This window comes from Elusimicrobiota bacterium (genome assembly GCA_016182905.1).
In the GTDB taxonomy this organism is placed as follows: domain Bacteria; phylum Elusimicrobiota; class Elusimicrobia; order UBA1565; family UBA9628; genus GWA2-66-18.
In genome coordinates this window covers 96053-113593 of sequence record JACPFR010000044.1, presented here as the reverse complement: position 1 = coordinate 113593, position 17541 = coordinate 96053, and the positions used below count along the sequence as shown (strand labels likewise).

General features: G+C 69.4%; 16 protein-coding genes. 7 read left to right on the top strand and 9 right to left on the bottom strand.

Translation table 11 applies throughout. The annotated features are described in order from the left end of the window. Window positions 1-131 precede the first annotated feature (131 nt). The 3 genes from HYV14_13970 (at window position 132) to HYV14_13960 (ending at window position 3488) form a co-directional block, all read left to right on the top strand. Window positions 132-1853, top strand: coding sequence for an ABC transporter substrate-binding protein (locus tag HYV14_13970; GenBank protein ID MBI2387094.1), 1722 nt, complete (start codon window positions 132-134; stop codon window positions 1851-1853). Beyond that, entirely contained in the window at window positions 1850-2494 is a 645-nt protein-coding gene (gene nth, locus HYV14_13965) for an endonuclease III (GenBank protein ID MBI2387093.1), read from the top strand. Before HYV14_13970 ends, nth begins: the two co-directional genes overlap by 4 nt. 100 nt (window positions 2495-2594) lie before the next feature. After that, window positions 2595-3488 (top strand): HNH endonuclease, encoded by an 894-nt coding sequence (locus HYV14_13960; GenBank protein MBI2387092.1) that lies wholly within the window; start codon window positions 2595-2597, stop codon window positions 3486-3488. On the opposite strand, the gene HYV14_13955 is transcribed toward HYV14_13960, so the two are convergent. The 9 genes from HYV14_13955 to HYV14_13915 form a co-directional block, all read right to left on the bottom strand. Further along, the gene (locus tag HYV14_13955) at window positions 3478-4302 is read right to left on the bottom strand and encodes an alpha/beta hydrolase (GenBank protein MBI2387091.1); all 825 of its coding nucleotides are present in this window, start codon (window positions 4300-4302) and stop codon (window positions 3478-3480) included. The genes HYV14_13960 and HYV14_13955 overlap by 11 nt on opposite strands. Beyond that, window positions 4299-4709, bottom strand: a complete 411-nt coding sequence (locus tag HYV14_13950; protein ID MBI2387090.1) for a YjbQ family protein — start codon at window positions 4707-4709, stop codon at window positions 4299-4301. The genes HYV14_13955 and HYV14_13950 overlap by 4 nt, the downstream gene beginning before the upstream one ends. Window positions 4710-4743: 34 nt before the next feature. Further along, window positions 4744-5628, bottom strand: coding sequence for a GAF domain-containing protein (locus HYV14_13945; GenBank protein ID MBI2387089.1), 885 nt, complete (start codon window positions 5626-5628; stop codon window positions 4744-4746). Then, window positions 5625-7448 (bottom strand): N-acetylmuramoyl-L-alanine amidase, encoded by a 1824-nt coding sequence (locus HYV14_13940; protein ID MBI2387088.1) that lies wholly within the window; start codon window positions 7446-7448, stop codon window positions 5625-5627. The genes HYV14_13945 and HYV14_13940 overlap by 4 nt, the downstream gene beginning before the upstream one ends. Window positions 7449-7473: 25 nt before the next feature. Further along, complete coding sequence (locus HYV14_13935; protein MBI2387087.1) at window positions 7474-9174, bottom strand: hypothetical protein; 1701 nt, start codon at window positions 9172-9174, stop codon at window positions 7474-7476. After that, window positions 9174-10715 carry a hypothetical protein gene (locus HYV14_13930; protein MBI2387086.1) on the bottom strand — a complete coding sequence of 514 codons (1542 nt, stop codon included), beginning with the start codon at window positions 10713-10715 and terminating at the stop codon, window positions 9174-9176. Before HYV14_13930 ends, HYV14_13935 begins: the two co-directional genes overlap by 1 nt. Window positions 10716-10923: 208 nt before the next feature. After that, window positions 10924-12279: a hypothetical protein gene (locus HYV14_13925; GenBank protein ID MBI2387085.1), complete on the bottom strand. Its 1356-nt coding sequence runs from the start codon at window positions 12277-12279 to the stop codon at window positions 10924-10926. Beyond that, window positions 12280-14181, bottom strand: coding sequence for a C39 family peptidase (locus HYV14_13920; GenBank protein MBI2387084.1), 1902 nt, complete (start codon window positions 14179-14181; stop codon window positions 12280-12282). It abuts the gene before it with no gap. 82 nt (window positions 14182-14263) lie between these two features. Beyond that, complete coding sequence (locus HYV14_13915) at window positions 14264-14578, bottom strand: ferredoxin family protein (protein ID MBI2387083.1); 315 nt, start codon at window positions 14576-14578, stop codon at window positions 14264-14266. A 59-nt stretch (window positions 14579-14637) separates the two neighbouring features. Here HYV14_13915 and HYV14_13910 point away from each other — a divergent pair, with 59 nt between their 5' ends. The 4 genes from HYV14_13910 to HYV14_13895 all read left to right on the top strand — a co-directional run bounded on the left by HYV14_13910 (window position 14638) and on the right by HYV14_13895 (window position 17526). Further along, window positions 14638-16083 (top strand): hypothetical protein, encoded by a 1446-nt coding sequence (locus HYV14_13910; GenBank protein MBI2387082.1) that lies wholly within the window; start codon window positions 14638-14640, stop codon window positions 16081-16083. A 2-nt stretch (window positions 16084-16085) separates the two neighbouring features. Next, window positions 16086-17009 carry a hypothetical protein gene (locus HYV14_13905; protein ID MBI2387081.1) on the top strand — a complete coding sequence of 308 codons (924 nt, stop codon included), beginning with the start codon at window positions 16086-16088 and terminating at the stop codon, window positions 17007-17009. A 94-nt stretch (window positions 17010-17103) separates the two neighbouring features. After that, entirely contained in the window at window positions 17104-17277 is a 174-nt protein-coding gene (locus HYV14_13900) for a hypothetical protein (GenBank protein ID MBI2387080.1), read from the top strand. Between the two features lie 12 nt (window positions 17278-17289). Continuing rightward, window positions 17290-17526: a hypothetical protein gene (locus tag HYV14_13895; protein MBI2387079.1), complete on the top strand. Its 237-nt coding sequence runs from the start codon at window positions 17290-17292 to the stop codon at window positions 17524-17526. Window positions 17527-17541: the final 15 nt, after the last annotated feature.

Genomic DNA, 17541 nt, shown 5'->3' with positions numbered 1-17541 from the left:
CTCCGTGGGATCGGCAGATGATAGCCTGGGGGGCGGGGCGGCGCCATGCGGGCCGTGTGAATTTAAGTTGGAGGCGCGGTATCCGTCCTCGCGCGCTTTACACGGCTCGCGCGATGCGCTATCTTGGCCCCATGATCACCGCCCTCCTGCTGGCCGCCGTCGCCGCCTCCGCCGAGCCGGTCAAGAACCCGGACACCTTCACCAACCTCGAGATCGGGGAGGCCGCCGGCCTCGATCCGGCCTATCCGTACGACGGGTCGAGCCAGTCGGTGATCCAGAACGTCTACGAGACGCTGATCGCGTTCAAGGGCTCCTCGCTGTCCGAATACGAGCCGCGCATCGCGGAGAAGGTCCCTTCCCTCAAGAACAAGCTGATCTCCCCGGATGGACGGACCTATCGCTTCCCGATCCGCAAGGGCGTCCGGTTCCACGACGGCTCCGAGGTCACCCCCGAGGACGTGCGCTACTCGCTCCTGCGGTTCATGATCACGGATCGCGCGGGGGGGCCCTCGGCGCTTTTGCTCGAGCCGATCGCGGGCGTGCCTTCGACGCGAAACTCGTCCGGAACGATCACGTTGGATTACGCCGCTCTGGAGAAAGCGATTGTCGTCAACGGCAACGACGTGGTGATCTCCTTGCCGCGGCCCTTCGGGCCCTTCCTCGGGATCATGGCCAGATGGTCATATATTATGTCCAAGCCCTGGGCGGTCGCTCACGGAGACTGGGACGGGACGGCCGCGACCTGGAAGGATTTCAACGATCCGCCCAAGGAGAAGTCTTACTTCCACGAGCACATGAACGGCGCGGGGCCCTTCAAGCTCGTCCGCTGGGACAAGACCGCCCGGTACGTGCTGCTGGCGCGTCACGACGCGTACTTCCGCGGCCCGGCGAAGCTCAAGCAGGTGCTGATCAAGGCCGTCCCCGAGCTCAACACGCGCAAGCTCATGCTCCAGGCCGGCGACGCCGACCTCATCGAGACCCCGCGCCCGTACGCGTCGCAGGTGGCGGGCATCCCCGGCGCCGTCCTGCTCGACGGCCTGCTCCGCCTGCAGACCGACCCGGCGCTGTTCTTCACGGTCAGGATCAACCCGGTCGCCAATCCCGACATCGGCTCCGGCAAGCTCGACGGCGAGGGCGTCCCGCCGGACTTCTTCGCCGACGCCGACGTGCGCCGCGGCTTCTCCTACGCCTTCGACTACGACGCGATCATGCGCGACACCTTCAAGGGGACCGCCGCCCGCGCCTTCGGGCCTATCCCGCCGAGCGTCCCCGGCTATGACGCGAAGCAGCCGCGCTACGCCTACGACCTGAAGAAGGCCGAGGCGCATCTGCGCAAGGCCTGGGGCGGCAAGGTCTGGGACAAGGGCTTCCGCTTCACCCTCACCTACAACACCGGCTCCGAGAACCGCGAGGCGGCGGCGCAGATCCTCAAGAAGAACGTAGAGAAGCTGAACCCGAAGTTCCGCGTCGACCTGCGCGGCGTGGACTGGGCGAGCTTCCTGGACAAGGCCCAGCGGCGGCTCATGCCGCTGTTCGCCCGCGGCTGGCTCGCCGACTATCCCGACGCGCACAACTTCATCTACGCCTTCTACCACTCGCAGGGGCGCTACCCGTCGGCCCAGGGTTACGCGAACCCCGAGCTCGACGTTATGATAGAGAAGGCCGCGGCTGAGTCGTCGCCCGCCAAGCGCGCGGCGCTGTACAAGAAGATCCTGGCCAAGGGCTTCGACGAGGCGCCGGCGATCTTCACCGTGCATCCCGCCGGGGTCTACGGCGTGCGGGGCTGGGTGAAGGGCTTCGTCGACAACCCCGTGAACCTCGGGATCTACTACTACCCGATCGAGAAGCGGTGAGCGTCAAGACCGAGCGCGTCCTCAAGCTGCTCAAGGGCCTGCGCAAGCTCTATCCGGAGGCGCACTGCGAGCTCGACTACAAGACGCCGCACGAGCTCGTCTTCGCGGTCATCCTGTCCGCCCAGTGCACCGACGTCCGCGTCAACGCGACGACGAAGGTCTTGTTCAAGCGCTACAAGACCGTCGACGACTACGCCAAGGCTGAGCCCGCCGAGCTCGAGGCGATCGTGCGCTCGTGCGGCTTCTACCGGATGAAGGCGCGGGCGATCATCGAGACCGCGCGGGCCATCCGCGACGAGCACGGCGGCAAGGTCCCCGACACGATGGAGGGCCTGCTCGCCCTGCGCGGCGTGGCGCGCAAGACCGCCAACGTCGTCCTCGGCGAGATCTACGGCAAGCCCGAGGGCGTCGTCGTCGACACGCACATGAAGCGCCTCGCCTACCGCTTCGGCCTCACCGACGAGGAGGACCCGGTCAAGGTCGAGCGCGACCTGAACGCCCTCGTCCCGCGCAAGGATTGGAGGTTCTGGTCCCACGCGGTGATCTGGCACGGCCGGCGCGTGTGCAAGGCCGCCAACCCGCAATGCGCCGCCTGCCTCCTGCGCCCCGACTGCCCCCAGCGCGGCGTCGATCTGGAATAACGCTCGCGAGCCGGATAGTCCGAAAAGATATCCGCAAACTTGGTACGTGCCAAGTATGCCGGGTGATGCAACTTTTTAGGCACCTCGATCGTCTGATAGTATGGATGACCCGAGGTCGTTGTCGAGCGAGGAACTGCTGGCGAGGCTCGATCGCTTCGTGGAAGAGGAGCGCGAGCGCCTCCATTCCTTTCTGTCCTGGCTCGGCGAAGCCGACAGGCGGAAGCTTCCCGAAGAATGGGGCTATTCTTCCACGTTCGACTTTTGCATCCGACGCTTGAAGCTCAGCGAGGATGAATCATATCGGAGGATCCACGCCGCGCGGGCGACGGTCTCCCGTCCCGAGCTGCTCTCAGCGCTGGCCGACGGTCAGCTGTCTTTGTCGGCCGTTTCGAAGATAGCGCCCTTCGTTCATCGTCCGGACGCCCCGGAGATCATCTCCCGGGCGGAGGGGAAATCCGCCCGGCAAATAGACGAGATGCTCGCGCCCTTGCGGCCTGAACCGGAAAGGAGGAGCTCGGTCCGTGTCGTCGCGGTCGCTTCGGGGTCGGGGACGGATGGCGCTCCAGTCCTGCGGGTCGATTTCAGTTTCCGAGGTCCCCTGGCCCTTCGCGAGGCGATAGATCGAGCCCGTCAACTGCTGGGGCATAAATGTCCGAGCGGAGCCATCGACGAGATCCTTCTGGAGATAGCCCGGGATTATCTGGCGCGTCACGATCCGGAAAAGGGACTGCCGGGCCGCCTATCGCCCGTTAAGGGCGGGAGCTCCCTCCCGGCAAGAGTGCGCCGCTCCGTTTGGGCGCGCGACGGCGCGCGGTGCGCCTACATTGGAACGACGGGAGTCAGGTGCTTGGCACGAAGGTCCCTGGAGGTGGACCATGTGAAGCCGCGCGCGCTCGGAGGCACGGACGAGATAGGAAATCTTCGGCTGTTGTGCAGGGCGCATAACGATTCGGAGCGGCGGCGGATTCTGGGGGAGGGAACGGCTATTTCCTAGGTTCCGCCGGCAGCGACGCCAGGAATTCCCGGATCGCCTTCGGGTAGGTCGGCCCCGAGTCGAGGAAGCCCTCGTTGTGGGAGCCCTTGAGGTCGACGAGGCGCTTCTTCGCCGAGCCGGAGGCGCCCAGGTTCTTCAGGGCCATCGCGTAGGGGATGATGTCGTCCTGCGGGCTGTGCAGGAAGAGCGTCGGGATCGTCACGCGCGGCAGGCGGGCGAGGTTGTCGAAGCGCGCGCTGAGGAGGCGGACCGGGAAGCGGGGCAGGATGTGCCGGGCCATGTCGGCGGCCGAGGTGAACGAGCTGTCGACGATCAGGCCGGCGGCGGGCACGCGCGAGGCGAGCTCGATGGCCGGGGCGCCGCCGAGCGACTCGCCGTAGAGCACGAGGCGCGAAGCGGGGACGGCCTTGACCGCGTTGAGCCACGCCCAGCCGGCGAGCGCGTCGCGGTACAGGCCCGGCTCGTCCGGGGTCCCGGCGCTCTCGCCGTAGCCGCGCCAGTCGAGCCACAGCTGGGCGGCGCCCGCGTCGTGAAACAGGCGCATCTTGTCGGTTCGGTGCGAGAGGTTGCCGCCGTTGCCGTGCAGGCAGAGCATGACCGGGGAATCCTCGGATGGGCCGGGGATCCACCAGGCCCGGAGCTTCACGCCGTCGGAGGCGGTCAGGAACAAAGGCTCGTAGGCGAGGCCGACGGTGCCGGGGTGGGCGAGCATCTCGCGCGAGGGGACGAAGGTCATCGACCGCTCGAAGCGGCGCAGGCCGAGGTAGAGGAGCGCCGCGGCGAGCAGCGGCCAGAGGAGCAGCGCCGGCTTCACTCGCCCATCACCTTGACGACGACGCGCTTGCGGCGGCGGCCGTCGAACTCGGCGTAGAACACCTGCTCCCAGGGGCCGAGGTCGAGGGCGCCTTCGGTGACCGGCAGGAGCGCCTGGTGGCCGAGCAAGGTCCGCTTGAGATGGGCGTCGCCGTTGTCCTCTCCGGTCCGGTGGTGGCGGTAGTCCGCGACGGGAGCGAGCCGCTCGAGCCAGTCCATCAGGTCCTGCTTGAGGCCGGGCTCCTCGTCGTTGACCCAGATGCCGGCGGTGATGTGCATCGCGGAGACGAGGCACATCCCTTCCTGTATCTTCGATTTCGCGACGATCGCGGCGAGGCGCTCGGTGATGTTGACGAGCGCCCGGCGCTCGGGGGTCTCGAAGAAGAGGTATTCGGTGTGGGCCTTCATCGTCTCACTTACACTTGGCTGAAGCCGGGAGCCTTCATGCCTTCTTCTGGAAGGAGGTGATGTCCTGGAAGGTGACGCCCGCGCCGACCACCTGCCCGTGCGGGTCCTGGATGAGCAAGGTCGAGTAGCCGAGCGTCCGGCTCTCGCCCTTGTGCTTCCAGCGCAGGTCCCGGCGCTTGACCGTCTCCTTCTTGACCAAGGTGTCCATCAGGATCTCGGCCATCTCGGGGATCGTGAGCAAGGTCGCGTCCACCGGCTGGTTCATCGGCAGGTCGCCGGGGAGGCCGAGGATGCTCTTCGCGGCCGGGTTGCACAGCATCACGCGGCCGTGGATGTCCACCGCGACGAAGCCGCCGCCGAGGTTCTCGAGTATGGACGCGTTGTGGGCGGTGACCTTGTCGACCGTCGACTCTAAACGGATCGCGCGCAGCGCGATCGCGCAAGCCGAGGTGGCGGCCTGGACGAAGGCCAGGTCGGCCTCGGAAAAAGGCCCGCCGCGCTTGTTGATGAGCTCGAAGACGCCGATCAGCTCCATCCGGTCGAGCAGCGGCACGGCGAGGACATGGCTCGTCTTGAAGCCGGTCTCCGCGTCGAGGTCCTTCAGGAAGCGCGGGTCCGAGTAGGCGTCGACGGTCAGCACGGGCTCGCGGTATTTCGCGACCCAGCCGCACAGGCCCTTGCCCGACTCGACGCGCCGCGACTCGACGCGATGTCCCGCGGCGCCGAGCGCCGCCCGCGCGATGAGCTGCTGCGGCTTGGGCAGGAAGACGAAATAGGTCGCGGCCTCGCAGTCGAGCGACGCGGAGAGCTTGTCGAGGACGCGGGCCCAGACCTGGTCCTCCTCGGCCTCCTTCGCCGCGGACAGGAAATGAAGGATGTCGACGAGGGCGGGCAGGGCTCCGGCGCCGGGCGTGATCATGGCTTCCTCCGCGCGTTCCGCAAGAACCGCTCGAGGCCCTCGACCAGCGCCCGGGAGAGCTCGTCGCGGAACGCGGCGTCGTTGAGCAGGGCCTCCTGTTCGGGGAGGATCATGTAGGCGTTCTCCACGAGGATCGCCGGCATCGCGCTCTGACGGGAGACGAGCAGGTTGCCCCAGCGCAGGCCTTCGTCGGGCAGCTTGATCCGCCCGCGGTAGGCCTCGTGCACGGCGCGGCCGAGCTCGAGGCTTTGCGGGTGGTAGTAGAAGACGGTGAAGCCGCGCGGCTTGGCCGCCGGGTTCTCGCCGTCGGGCAGGGCGTTGTTGTGCAGGCTCACGAAGAGGTCGGCGCCCCGCTCGACGGCCTGCTTCGGCCGGTCCACGAGAGAGACCTCGTGAAGGGGGTCGCTGCGCGTCATCAGCACGGACGCGCCGGCCCGCTCCAGGCGCGCCTTCGCGGCGACCGCGATCGCGTAGTTCGCGTCCATCTCGCGCGTGCCGAGCGGGCCCGTCGCGCCGGTCGCCGACGGCATGTGCCCGGGATCGAGCATGATCGTGATCCCAGAGAACGGCTTGTAATCCGATATCTTGGGGGCGCGGCGGAGCTCGAGGCGCAAGGCGCCCCCCTCGTAGGACGGCCACCAGCCCCACAGGACCTCGTCGGGCTTGAGCAGGATGGTCACGGCCACGACGTCGCTGGCCTCTTGGCGCCAGCGGACCTCCGAGACGAGGTCGGGGGCTTCGTTGACCGCCCAATTCGTGTGGCCGACCGCGTTGTAGAGGCGGATCGTCAGCGCGTCGAGCCCGGCCGAGGGCTCGACGTCGAAGGCGGCCTTCTCCGACAGGCCGATCTTCACCGCCGCGCCGAGGGCGGTCTTGGCGACGCCGATCGTGCCCGTCACCGCGCGGGGGGGCGTGCCGGAGGAAAGCTCGACGTCCTTGGCCTCGACCCAGCCGGACAGGGAGTCGGACAGGCGCACGCGCAGCGAGCTGTTCTCGCGCCCGGTCACCGTGAGCCGGGTGCCGGCCAGCGGGAAGGAGAGGAAGCCGTTGGCGGGGCCGGTCTTGACCGCGACGAAGCCCGCGGTGCTGGTCTTCACGGTCGCGATCAGGGAATCGCGCGCCGAAGCCGAGACGCGGGCCGTGCCGGAGAGCTTGACCGACGACCAGCCTTTCCCGAGCTCGTACACGACGGGCGCCGCCTCGAACTCCTCGCCGAGCGCGATCTGCCGCGTTCCTTCATAGAGCCCGAGCGCGGCGTTGGAGCCGCGCATCTCCTGCCAGGGACCCTTGCCCACGCGGAAGCGCGCGGGCTTGCCGGGGGTCCCCTTCATTCGCGCCGTCAGCCAGTCCCCGGCGCGCAGGTCGAGGTCGGCCCTGGGCGACAGGGAGGCGGGATCGATGCCGAGCTTCCCGGGAAAGGGCTGCGCGGGCATGGGCACGAGGATATGCCTCTCCGCCGTCGCCGTCGTCGTCGAGGAGAGCGCCAGCTCGGCCCGGAAGGTGAAGGTGCCGGGCGCGATCGGCAGGAACGCGAGGAAGCCTCCGTCCCGGTGGACGGGGACGGTGACGCCGTTGATCGTGAACGGGGCGGTCGCCGGGGAGACCGAGCCGAAGATGAACTCGTTCTCGGCCGCGAGCGGCATGTTCTCCGTCGGCCAGACGAAGACGATCGGCTCGGTCGAGCGCGCCGGATACAGGGGCGCGGCCGCGGCGAGGCGGGGCTCCTCGGGGAGGGTCTCGGCCTTGATCCGGGCCTTGGTGCGGGCGTAGGCGGGCAGCGCCATGCCCAGGAGCAACGCGGCCGCGAGCGCTCGTTTCATGGCCGGGATTCTACCAACTTTGCGTCTAGTCCTGAGTGTTGGGGGGCTGGCTGGCCCAGAACGGGCGGCCGCCCAGGGCGTCGCGCAAGGTCTCGCGGAAGGACGGGCGTCCGATCAGCGGCAGGCCGACCAGGCGCGGGTTCTGCATCAGGTGGTCGGTGCCCGCGATGACGTGCACCGTCGCGCCGGACGCGTCCGCGTCGGCCGCCGCCTTGGCGACGGCGGCGTTCAGGTCGCCGTTGCGCACGACGATGGCCGCCCGCCACAGCTCGCGGTAGGAGCGCCAGGCCGCCAGCGCCGCGCGCGCCATCTCCCGGTAGTAGCGCCAGCCGCGCAGCTCGCCGTGCGCGAGGTGGTTCATCGCGAGCTGATCCATGTGGTGCTGCAGGAGCGGGTGCTTGGAGTCGTCGTAGTGGACGGTGTTCTCCCAGCCGCGCACCTCGACGAAGGCGCTCGGGATGTCCTTCTCCGCCAGGGCGCCGGGGTCGAGGCCGCGGTCGGCGAGATACTTGAGCGCCGGCCAGCCGCGCATGGCCCAGCCGGTGTAGCCCTCGACGAGGACGATGACCGGCTTCCCGGGGCGGGCGTCCGACACGAGGCGCCTCATGTTGGCGCTGATCAACTCGCCGTCGGTGTGGCGCTCGCCGTAGAAATAGACCTTCGCGTCCGCGCGCTCGGCGGCGCCGGGAAGCTCGAAGCCTTTCGCGTAGGCGCTCTTCTTCTCGCCGAGGACCTTGCGGATCAGCGCGTCGAGCGGGGGAAAGCCGTGGTTGGGGGACTTCTCGATCGGCTGCCAGCCGAAGATGCTGCCGGGGACCGCCACGGAGGCGTAATCGTTCGGGTCCTCCGGGCGCACTTCCTTCGGAGTCGACGGGGCGAGCGTCGCCTGCGCGGCGGCCGGCGCGGGCTCGACGGACGGTACGGCCGCGGAAGCCTCGACCTGCGAGGCGAAGAGCTCGGCGTCGGCGACGATCGCCCCGAGCGTGCCCTTCGACGCCGCGATGGACATCTCCTGGTCGAAGACCTGCCACACGGCGAGCGCGCGGCTCAGGCTCTCGACGAGCGGCTTGTCCGCCGGGACGAGGGCGCGGACGAAGCGCACGACCGCCGCCTCGATCTCCTTGACGGCCGCGGCGGCGGCGGGCGTCGGGGCGGGGGCTCCCGAGCCGCGGGCCTCGTCGAGCATGCCCGTGAAATCGGCGCCGCTCATGGTCCGCGCCTTCAGGCCTTTCGCGGCGCCGAGGTCGTCGGCGCGCGCGGCGAGCGCCTGCGAGGCGCCGACGGCGAAGGCCAGCTCCTCCGGCGAGGCGGCCGCGTCGGCCGCGGACGGCGCGGAGACGACGGCGCCGGTCAGCAGCGCTTCGATGTCCCGGCCCGCGGTCAGCGCGGCGGCGCCGGAGGCCGGGTCGGCGGCGAGCGAGGCGACGACTCGCGAGATCCCGGCGTCGAGCGCCGCGACTTTCACCGGGAGAGGGGCGTAGGCGGCGGGGCGGACGGCCAGAATGGCGGAAGGAGCGATCAGAGGCGAGGCGAGCGGAACGGCGGACAGCGACGGCGGCGCGGACAGGGACGGCGCCGGAGAGAGGCTGCCGGGAGCGGACGGCGACGGGATCGGCGCGACGCCGATCCGAAGCGGAAGAACGCTCGTGACCGGCGCGGCGACGCGCGTCTGGGCCGAGGCGGGCGCGGCCAGCAGGAGCGCGGCGAGGAGCGCGCGGATCCGCATCAGAAGCTGCCCGAGAGGCCGGCGGTGTAGAACGTCCCGCCGCCGTGGGATTGCCCGAGCATCGCGCCCGTGGTCTTCTGGCCGACCTCGGCGAAGGCGGAGACGCGTCCGAACTTCTTCTCCGCGCCGGCGCTGAGGGCGCCGCCGAAGCTCTTGGGCCCTTGCTCGGCCGCCTCGCGCTGGCTCCAGGCGTCGACGCCGACCCGGGCGCGGATCCCGGCGCCGACGTCGTCGGACCAGCGCACGGCCGCGGCCGGCTGTCCTTCGCCGGTCGAGACGGTCGTCTCGATCACATCGCCCTTCCTGCCGCGGGAGAGGACCGTCATGGAGTAGCGCGCGCCGACCTCGGAGAGCCAGAAGCCGGTGCCCGCCATCCAGGTCCGGCCGCAGAGCTCGACGCCGGGGACCTTCTGCGTGCGCTCGCCGCCGATCACGTAGCGGCCGAGATAGCCATAGGCCGAGTAAAGCCCCATCGGGTCGAGCATGTTCCACACCGCGCCGCGCACGATGTCGCCGTGCACCGCGTCGCCGCCGCGGCCGGAGCGCTCGCCGTAGAGGCGGGCGTAGCTGGTCATGTCGTTGGCTCCGTCGAGGGCGCCGGCCTGCGACGGCTTGGGGGCGGTCAGGCCGTAGGCGGTCATGTCGACCTTGCGGAAGAACATCAGCGGCCACTGCGTCCAGTCGGCCTCTCCGCGCTCGAACAGGGAGGAGCGCAGGGCGGCCGCGGCGGCCTGCGTGGCCATCGTGCCGCCCGCGTTGAAGGCCTGGCGTCCCGCGGCGGACATCCGCGCCCAGTCCTCGGAGGCGACCTCGGTGATGCGGCCGAAGGCGTAGGGGCCGTCGGCCTTGGCCCAGGACACGTTCTTCGCGCCGGCCAGCCAGGCCGATTCGAAGTGTCCGAGCTCGTGGCCGGCCAAGGTCGTCGTCCAGGCCAGGCCGAGGTCCAGCGGCGCTTTGGCGATGCGGGCCGCCATGCCGGTCCCGCCGGAGCCGGCGCCGGCCTTGTCGAGGAGAGCGTCCGTGCCGCGGCCGTAGAGCCCGTACAGGGTCTCCAGGTTCCGTCCCGTCGCCTCGGCGCGGGGCGCCGAGCCCCAGCGCAAGGTCGCGTCGAGCGGGCGATGGCCGGCCGCGTCGAAATCGGGAGCGGAGCCCAGCGAAGCGGACAGGGCCCGGCCGCGCTCGGCGGCTTCCTTGACCGCGACGGCGTCGTCATGCGCGGCGGGGACGGCGGCGGGGCCGGATGAGGAACGCGGGGCGAGCAGAGCGGCGACCGCGTTCTCGGGCTCGACGCCGCGCTCTCGGCACCACGCCGCCAGCTTCGCGCTCGATGAGGCGTCGGTCTTCAGGAACTCGTCGACCTTGGCGGAATCCTCCGCGGCGATGACCTTGGCGTCGCGGCCGGGCTCGCGGTAGGTCCAGCCGGCGTCGGCGGCGGTCAGTCCGAGGCTTTCGATGACGGCGGGATCGGGGACGATCGTCTGAGCCTGGGAGGTGATCGAGATCGCGAGAAGCGCCGACATCAGGATACCTTGGATCCTCATGGTCTAAGGATAGGCTCCGGCGCCGCCCGGCGCATGGGGCCGCGTGCCCCCGGGGCGAGGGGCCGAAGGGCCCAGACGCGGCCTGAGCCCTAAATTGTCATGTTACAAATATGTATAAGTAATATAACAATTAACAAAGTTATCCACATATCCACAGGGCGCGGAAATGAGGATAAATGATTGTTTTTACGGCATTATCCGTGAGAGATCAGGGACGCAAGGCCGCGAGGACCTCGCGGGCGAAGTCGGACAGGGAGGGGTCGCGCGCGCCCATGACGATGACGAGGTCTCCCTCTTTCGCCTCGGCGGCGATCAGGGCGGCGATGGCGGCGCGGTCGGGCACGTGGAAGGCGTGAAGGCCCTTGGCCTTCAGCGGGGCGACGACGTCGTTCGAGGAGATGTCCTTGCTCGCCGTGCCGCCGACGTAGTAGATGTCGGGCAGCCAAAGCCGGTCCTCGGGGCGCAGGCCCTCGGCGAAGGCCGCGATGAGCTCGTTCTTGAGATGGCGGGTCGGCGCGAAGCCGTGGGGCTGATAGACGGCCAAGGTCCGGCGGCCGCGCAGGCGGGCGGCGGTGAGGGTCGCCGCGATCTTCGCCGGATTGTGCGCGAAGTCGTCGACGACCTCCACCCCGCGCGCGGAGCCGAGACTCTGGAAGCGGCGCGTCACGCCCTGGAAGCCGGCCAATCCCCGGGCGCAGTCGGCCAGCGAGACGCCTTCGTTGACGCACGCCGCGATCGCGGCGATCGCGTTCTCGGCGTTGTGACGGCCGGGGACGGGAAGCTCGAATGAGACGTCCTTCACGCGGAACCGAGAGCCGGCGGCCTCGAGCTCGAGGCCTTCGGCGTGAACGGAGCCGGACGACAAGCCGAACGTGGCGTCGGCGCGGATGCCGGCCAGCGCGGCGTCGTCCCCGTTGACCAGCGCCGTCGCGACGTGGAGCCGGAACTTGAGGAGGATCTCGCGCAGGGCGGAGACCTCCAGGTGATCCTTGGTCAGGTTGAGGAACACGCCGACGGCCGGCTTGTAATTGACCAAGGAGCCGTCGCTCTCGTCCGCCTCGACGACGAGGATGTCCGACTTCCCGCGGAAGGCGTTGCCGGTGAGCCCGCGCTTCTGAAGCGCGATCAGCGCGCCGCCGGTGATGACGGACGGCCCGCGCCCGGCGGCCTCGAGGATCTCGAAGATCATCGCGACGACGGTGGACTTGCCGCTCGTGCCGGTGACCGCGATGGTGCGCATCTCCGACACGTGGCGGGCCAGGAACTCGGAGCGGTGCATCAGGGGCACGCCGCGGGCCTTGGCCGCGGCGATCTCGGGGTTGGAGTCCTCGATGGCGGTGGACAGCACCACGAGCTCCGTTCCATCGGTGAGCGCGCTGCCGTCCTGCGGGAACAGCTTCACGCCGAGGGCCTCGAGCTTGGCCTTCAGCCCCGCGCCCCGCCCGCGGTCGAAGTCCCGGTCGGAGCCCGTCGCCGGGCCGCCGTCCATGGCGTGGATCTGCGCCAGCGCGCTCATGCCCGCGCCCCCGATGCCGACGAAGTGGATCAGGGGTTTTTTCGCCATCTAGAAATACGAGCCGAAGAAGATCCGGCGCCGGCGGGGACGGGGGAACGAGAGGTCGCTCACCGCGTCGCCGGACTCGATGGCGGTCAGGGGCTGGCCGAAGCGCTCGAGGAAGGTCGTGCGCAGCACGCGCCCCGAGGACTTGCGGCTCTCGATGAGCCCGTCGCCGCCGGTGAAGATCATGACGTGGGTGATGCGCTCGCTCGTCTCGTCGTCGGTGAGGAAGATCAGGTCCCCGGCCTGCAGCGCGGCGCTGCGCGTCGGCTTGGCGTGCAGCTTCTGCTCGTGGGAGTCGCGCGGGACGTCGCGGCCGTGGATCCGGTAGGCCAGGCTCACGAGGCCGGAGCAGTCCACGCCGATCTTCGGGTCCGGCTGGACGCCGGAGCGGCCTCCCCAGTAATAGCTGGTGCCGAGGAAGAGCTCGGCGGTGCGGATGATCTCGGCGCGCGAGGCGGCGGTCGGCTCGGCGGGCGCGGCGTACAGAGATGCCGACGGGATCTCGGCGAGCGAGCCGTCGAGGAGGCGCACGACGGTCGCGCTGCCGCTGTCCGAGACGAAGGACAGGCGAGTGCCCACGGAGAGCGTCAGCAGGTCGTCGCCGCGCTGCAGCAGGGCCTGGCGCACGCGGACGATCGGCCCGGACCTGGGCGGGGGCGCCGACACCAGGGCGTCCGCCCTCATCCAGCCCGGGTAGCCCTGCCAATCGCCGGAATGCAGGAAGCTCTCCTGCTCTTCGGCGCGCACGCGGACCCACTCGCCTCTCGCCTCGAGGGCCGTCACGACCTCGCCGTAGAGGATCTGAGAGAGATGCGCCTCGTCGTCGAGCTTGACGCCGGCGCGGCGGACCGGCTTCGTCCACAGGTCGGCGACGGGCGCGCCCACGGTGAACTCGCGGGGGAAGGTGGGGCCGATCAGGTAGGCCAGACCGCGCTTGCGCCCGCGCCAGACCTTGTGGAACGCGGCCCGCGCGTAGACGCGGCGCACGCCCTCCTTGCCTTTGCCCGCGGGGTCGTAGGCGACGACGTCGCCCTCGGCGGTGAAGCCGCCGACGACCATGACGTGGCCGCGCGTCCTCTTGATCGGGGCGTTCGGCAGCTCGCCCTCGGAGAAGGTCACGCTGACGATCACCGGGCGGCCGTGCCCGACCTCGGACTCGACGTCGGCCAGCGACTCGAGGCGCGCGACGCGGCCTTCGAGGCCGAGCGAGCCGGCGTAGGCGACGTTCGCGGGCCAGTTCCCGAACAGCTGGGAGCCGCGGTCCTGCGCCGCGAGGGCGACCGCCTCGAGGTCGAGCTTCCGGCCCCAATGCTCGAGGACCATCGCCAGCGAGGTCGGCGAGCAGATGTCGTGCTTGTACTTCTCCTGCGCGTCGCCCTGCGAGCGGGGGGAAAGGCCGAGGTCGCGGACCCACGGCCCGGACGCGAACGCGGGCGGCGCGGCGGGGGCCTCCGCGTCGGACACGGCGACGGCGACGGAGCGCAGGCGCACCGGCTTCCTGCCGGCCTTGAGCTTCACGCGGTAGCGGAACGCGGAGGCCGGCTTCTTGAGCTTGAGGGTGTCCACGTCCACGGCCGCGGGCGCGTCGACGGCGGCGGCGGCGGGGACGGCGGCGGGCGAGCTCCAGCCGTCGGAGCGGAGGCTGCCGAGCGAGAACCACTCGCTCCAGCCGTCCGCGAAGCGGACCTTCACGCTCAGCTCCGCCTCGCCCCCGGCGGGAACCTCCGCTGCGAAGGAACCCACGAGGTCGTCGAACGGGAACGGGGCCTCGAGATCCCGCGACTCGAGCGAGGCCGTCGCGGCTTTGGTGCGGTACAGGCCCTCGGCGAAAGGCAGACGCTCGAGGCCCGCGGCGCGGGACCCGGCGGTGTCGAGCGGCGTGCGATGCAGGACGTTATGGTTCATGGCGTGAGCGGCGGACGCGGACAGTATAATGAAAAAGCCGAGCGACCAGAGCGGCCGCCCGGCTTTTTCATTCGACGCCAACTTACTTGACGAGCTTGTTGGCGGGCTTGTGCGGAGGATCGTTGGGGGCGCGGGGCGTCACCTTGGGGTGGTCCTTGAAGGTCGGGGCGAGCTCGGCGTTGACTTTCGCCCAAGCGGGATCCTCGTCGGCCGAGCCCTTGATCGCGCCGATCGGGCACTCGGGGAGGCAGACGCCGCAGTCGATGCAGACCTCGGGGTTGATGATCATGAACTTCTCGCCCTTGTAGTCTCCCGGGTGGATGCACTCGACGGGGCAGACGTCGACGCACGCGGCGTACACTTCGCCCAGACAGCCTTCGACGATGATATGAGTCATGTGATTCTCCCTTGCGCCTCCATGGCGCGTCACGGCAAAACGCGTTATACTTATTCTGCGTGGTCCATCGTACATCATCGTCCATTTCTTGTCAAATTTTCCTCGGCTTTCTGCTGACGGCCTCCGCCGCGCCCGCCCGCGCGGAGACGGCGGTCTCCGCTCCGGCGGCGATCAGCCCGGGCCTGACCCGCGCGCTGGAGACGCTCGCCAAGGTGAGGCTGTTCGGCGCCGCTTCCCTTAATTGGCGCAACGTCGGCCCGCGTGAACCCGGCTTCGAGACGCAGATCCAGAACCAGGTCTACCTGGCGGACATGTACTTCGGGGCCGAAGGCCCCGTCACCGAGGGCGTTCCCGTCCTCATCGAGTGGAACCTCCCGACCGCGGGCCGGGGCGCGCCGCGCCTGAGCCAGGCCTACGTGGAGTACGACAAGGTGCGCCGCATCAAGTTCCAGTTCGGCAAGTTCATGGTCCCGTTCGGGCGCTACAACGAGCTGTACCGTCCCGACCAGTATCTCGCGGTGACGCGGCCGCTCCTGTACGCGTCGCCCGACAGCCTCGACCTCGTCGTGCGTCCCAACTCGCCGCGGCCGCCGCTCAGCTACGGCTACAGCGACATCGGCCTGCGCTGGAGCTGGTATCCGGTCCGGGTCCACCCGCTGGTGCCCAGCGAGGCCACTCTGTTCGTCGTCAACGGCGTCGGCGAGCAGAAGAACCGCCTGCGCACCTTTCCGAACCCGTCGAACCTGGGCATACCCGGTCCCGGCACCGAAGGCGTATCGCCGGACTTCGGCCACGACAACAACAACCTCGCCGACAACAACAACGCCAAGTCCCTCGGAGGGCGCGTCGTGTTCGGGCTCGGCGACCTGCGCCTGCCCTGGCCGGTGCCCGAGCGCGCCGCGGACCTGACGGGCACGCACCTCGGCCTGTCCGGCATGGGCGGCAACTACGATCTCGAGGGGTACCTGAACTACGAGATGTGGAGCGCGGACTGGGCCTTCGACTATCGCGGGATCAACCTGTCCGGGGAGGTGATGTACAGCAAGAACCACTTCCTGACGCCGATGCTCGCGCCCTCCTCCACGGAGTCGTCGCCCGTGCTCCTGTCGACCGGGAGCCATTCGCGCCAGGTCGAGCATCTCTACGGCTACTTCATCCAGGCCTCCTTCCCGCTGATGCGCCGTCCGCCCTACGGCCGGCGCCTGACCGGGCTGCTCGTCTACAACGAGATGTACCGGCGCGGGCCGCTGCTGGACTTCCTCTTGAACTTCAACGACGGGACCACGACCTTCGACTCGATGACGGCCTACCGCGCCGCGGCGCCGTTCGTCACGCGCCGGATCCGCAAATACACGGCCGGCGCCCATTGGCAGCTGGCCGAGCATTTCGCCGCGAAGTTCGAGTACTCGTATTGGGTCATGGGCAAGTCCACGGTCCGCAGCGCGACCTCCCTCGGCCTCAACGACATCTACCAAGGCGCGTTCTCCTTGGTCATGGGGTTCTAGCCGTGACGGGGACCGCCGCCGCGCTCGCGCTGCTGCTGGCCGCGCCGGCCGGGGCCGCGGGCCTCGCGGCGCCGGGCAAGGACTTCAAGATCTCGATCGTCGAGGTCAGCACGGCGCCGGGCCGGACCGACTACCTGCTCAAGTTCCCGTCGGCGGCGAAGAGCCCGTGGCCGGCCAACGACACGGTCTGGGCGCACCTGTCCGTGCCTGACGCGGCGAAGCGGAAGAGCGGCGCGGCGGTGCTGGTCCTTCCCGTGATGGCCGCGCCGAACGTCTGGATCGAGACGCGTTTCGTGGACCGCTTCGTTTCGGACGGCCTCGTCGTCATGTGGATCGAGATGCCCACGCAGTTCCACCGCCGGCCGCATCCGTCCATGCCGAGCGGCCAGGTCTTCCTCGCGCGTACGACCGGCCAGCTCGCGCGGAACTTCCGCCAGTCGGTCTCGGACGCGCGGCGGGCCTTCGGCGTGCTCGCCGCCCGGCCCGAGGTGGACCCTGAGCGGGTGGCCCTGTTCGGCATCAGCCTCGGCGCCATCGTGGGCTCGGTGACGTGGTCCGTGGACCCGCGGCCGGCGGCCGGCGTGTTCGTGATGGGCGGGGCCGATTTCCCGGGCATCGCGCTCAACGGCTCGTTGAGCGGGCCTTTCGTCAAGAAGATGGGCCTCCAGGCGGGGGATCTTCGGACGGCCTGGACCGGCCTCGACCCCTTGGACTACAAGGCGTCCAACGCGGGCAAGAAGGCCCTCCTGATCAACGTGAACTCGGACACGGTCATCCCGAGGGCCAACGCCTTGAGGCTCAAGGAGGCCTTCCCCGACTCCCGCCAGGTCTGGCTCCCCTTGGGGCATTACACGGCGATCCTGCATCTCGTGTGGCTGCCGGGCTCGGTGTCCCGGCGCCTCCAGGAAGCCCTTTTAGCGCGGTAAAAAAACGATTAAAAGGGCTTGCAAGCCTTGACAGCCCATCTTGGCGGGCATACACTGTCTTCATACGCAGGCGTCACGTTTTGGGAGAATCGACATGAAGAGCCTATCGTTGATCGTTCTCGCCGTGGTCTCCTTCGGAGCCATGGCCCTATCCGGGTGCAGCGGCTGCATGCCCGCGGAGGAGGCGAAGCAGACCGCGGCTCCGCCGGTCACCTGCGGACCGGGAACGGTCGCCCAGGGAACTCAGTGCGTCGGGAAGGTGAAATAACCCCGGAGGCTTATGAAAAATCTACACAGACTCTTCGCCGTGATCCTCAGCCTCGGGATGCTGGGCGCGGCCGCTTGCAGCGGCTGTTCGCAGCAGCCGGAAGAAACCTCCTCGACCTCGTTGTCCCAGCCGATGTCCTACAAATGCGGCGCCGGCACGCACAGGGTGGGGAACCAGTGCATCGGCGACACCGAGTCGTCGAGCAGCTCCAAACCTGCGACCACGCTCAAGACCACCGGGAACAACTGACCCTCGTCTCCGCGT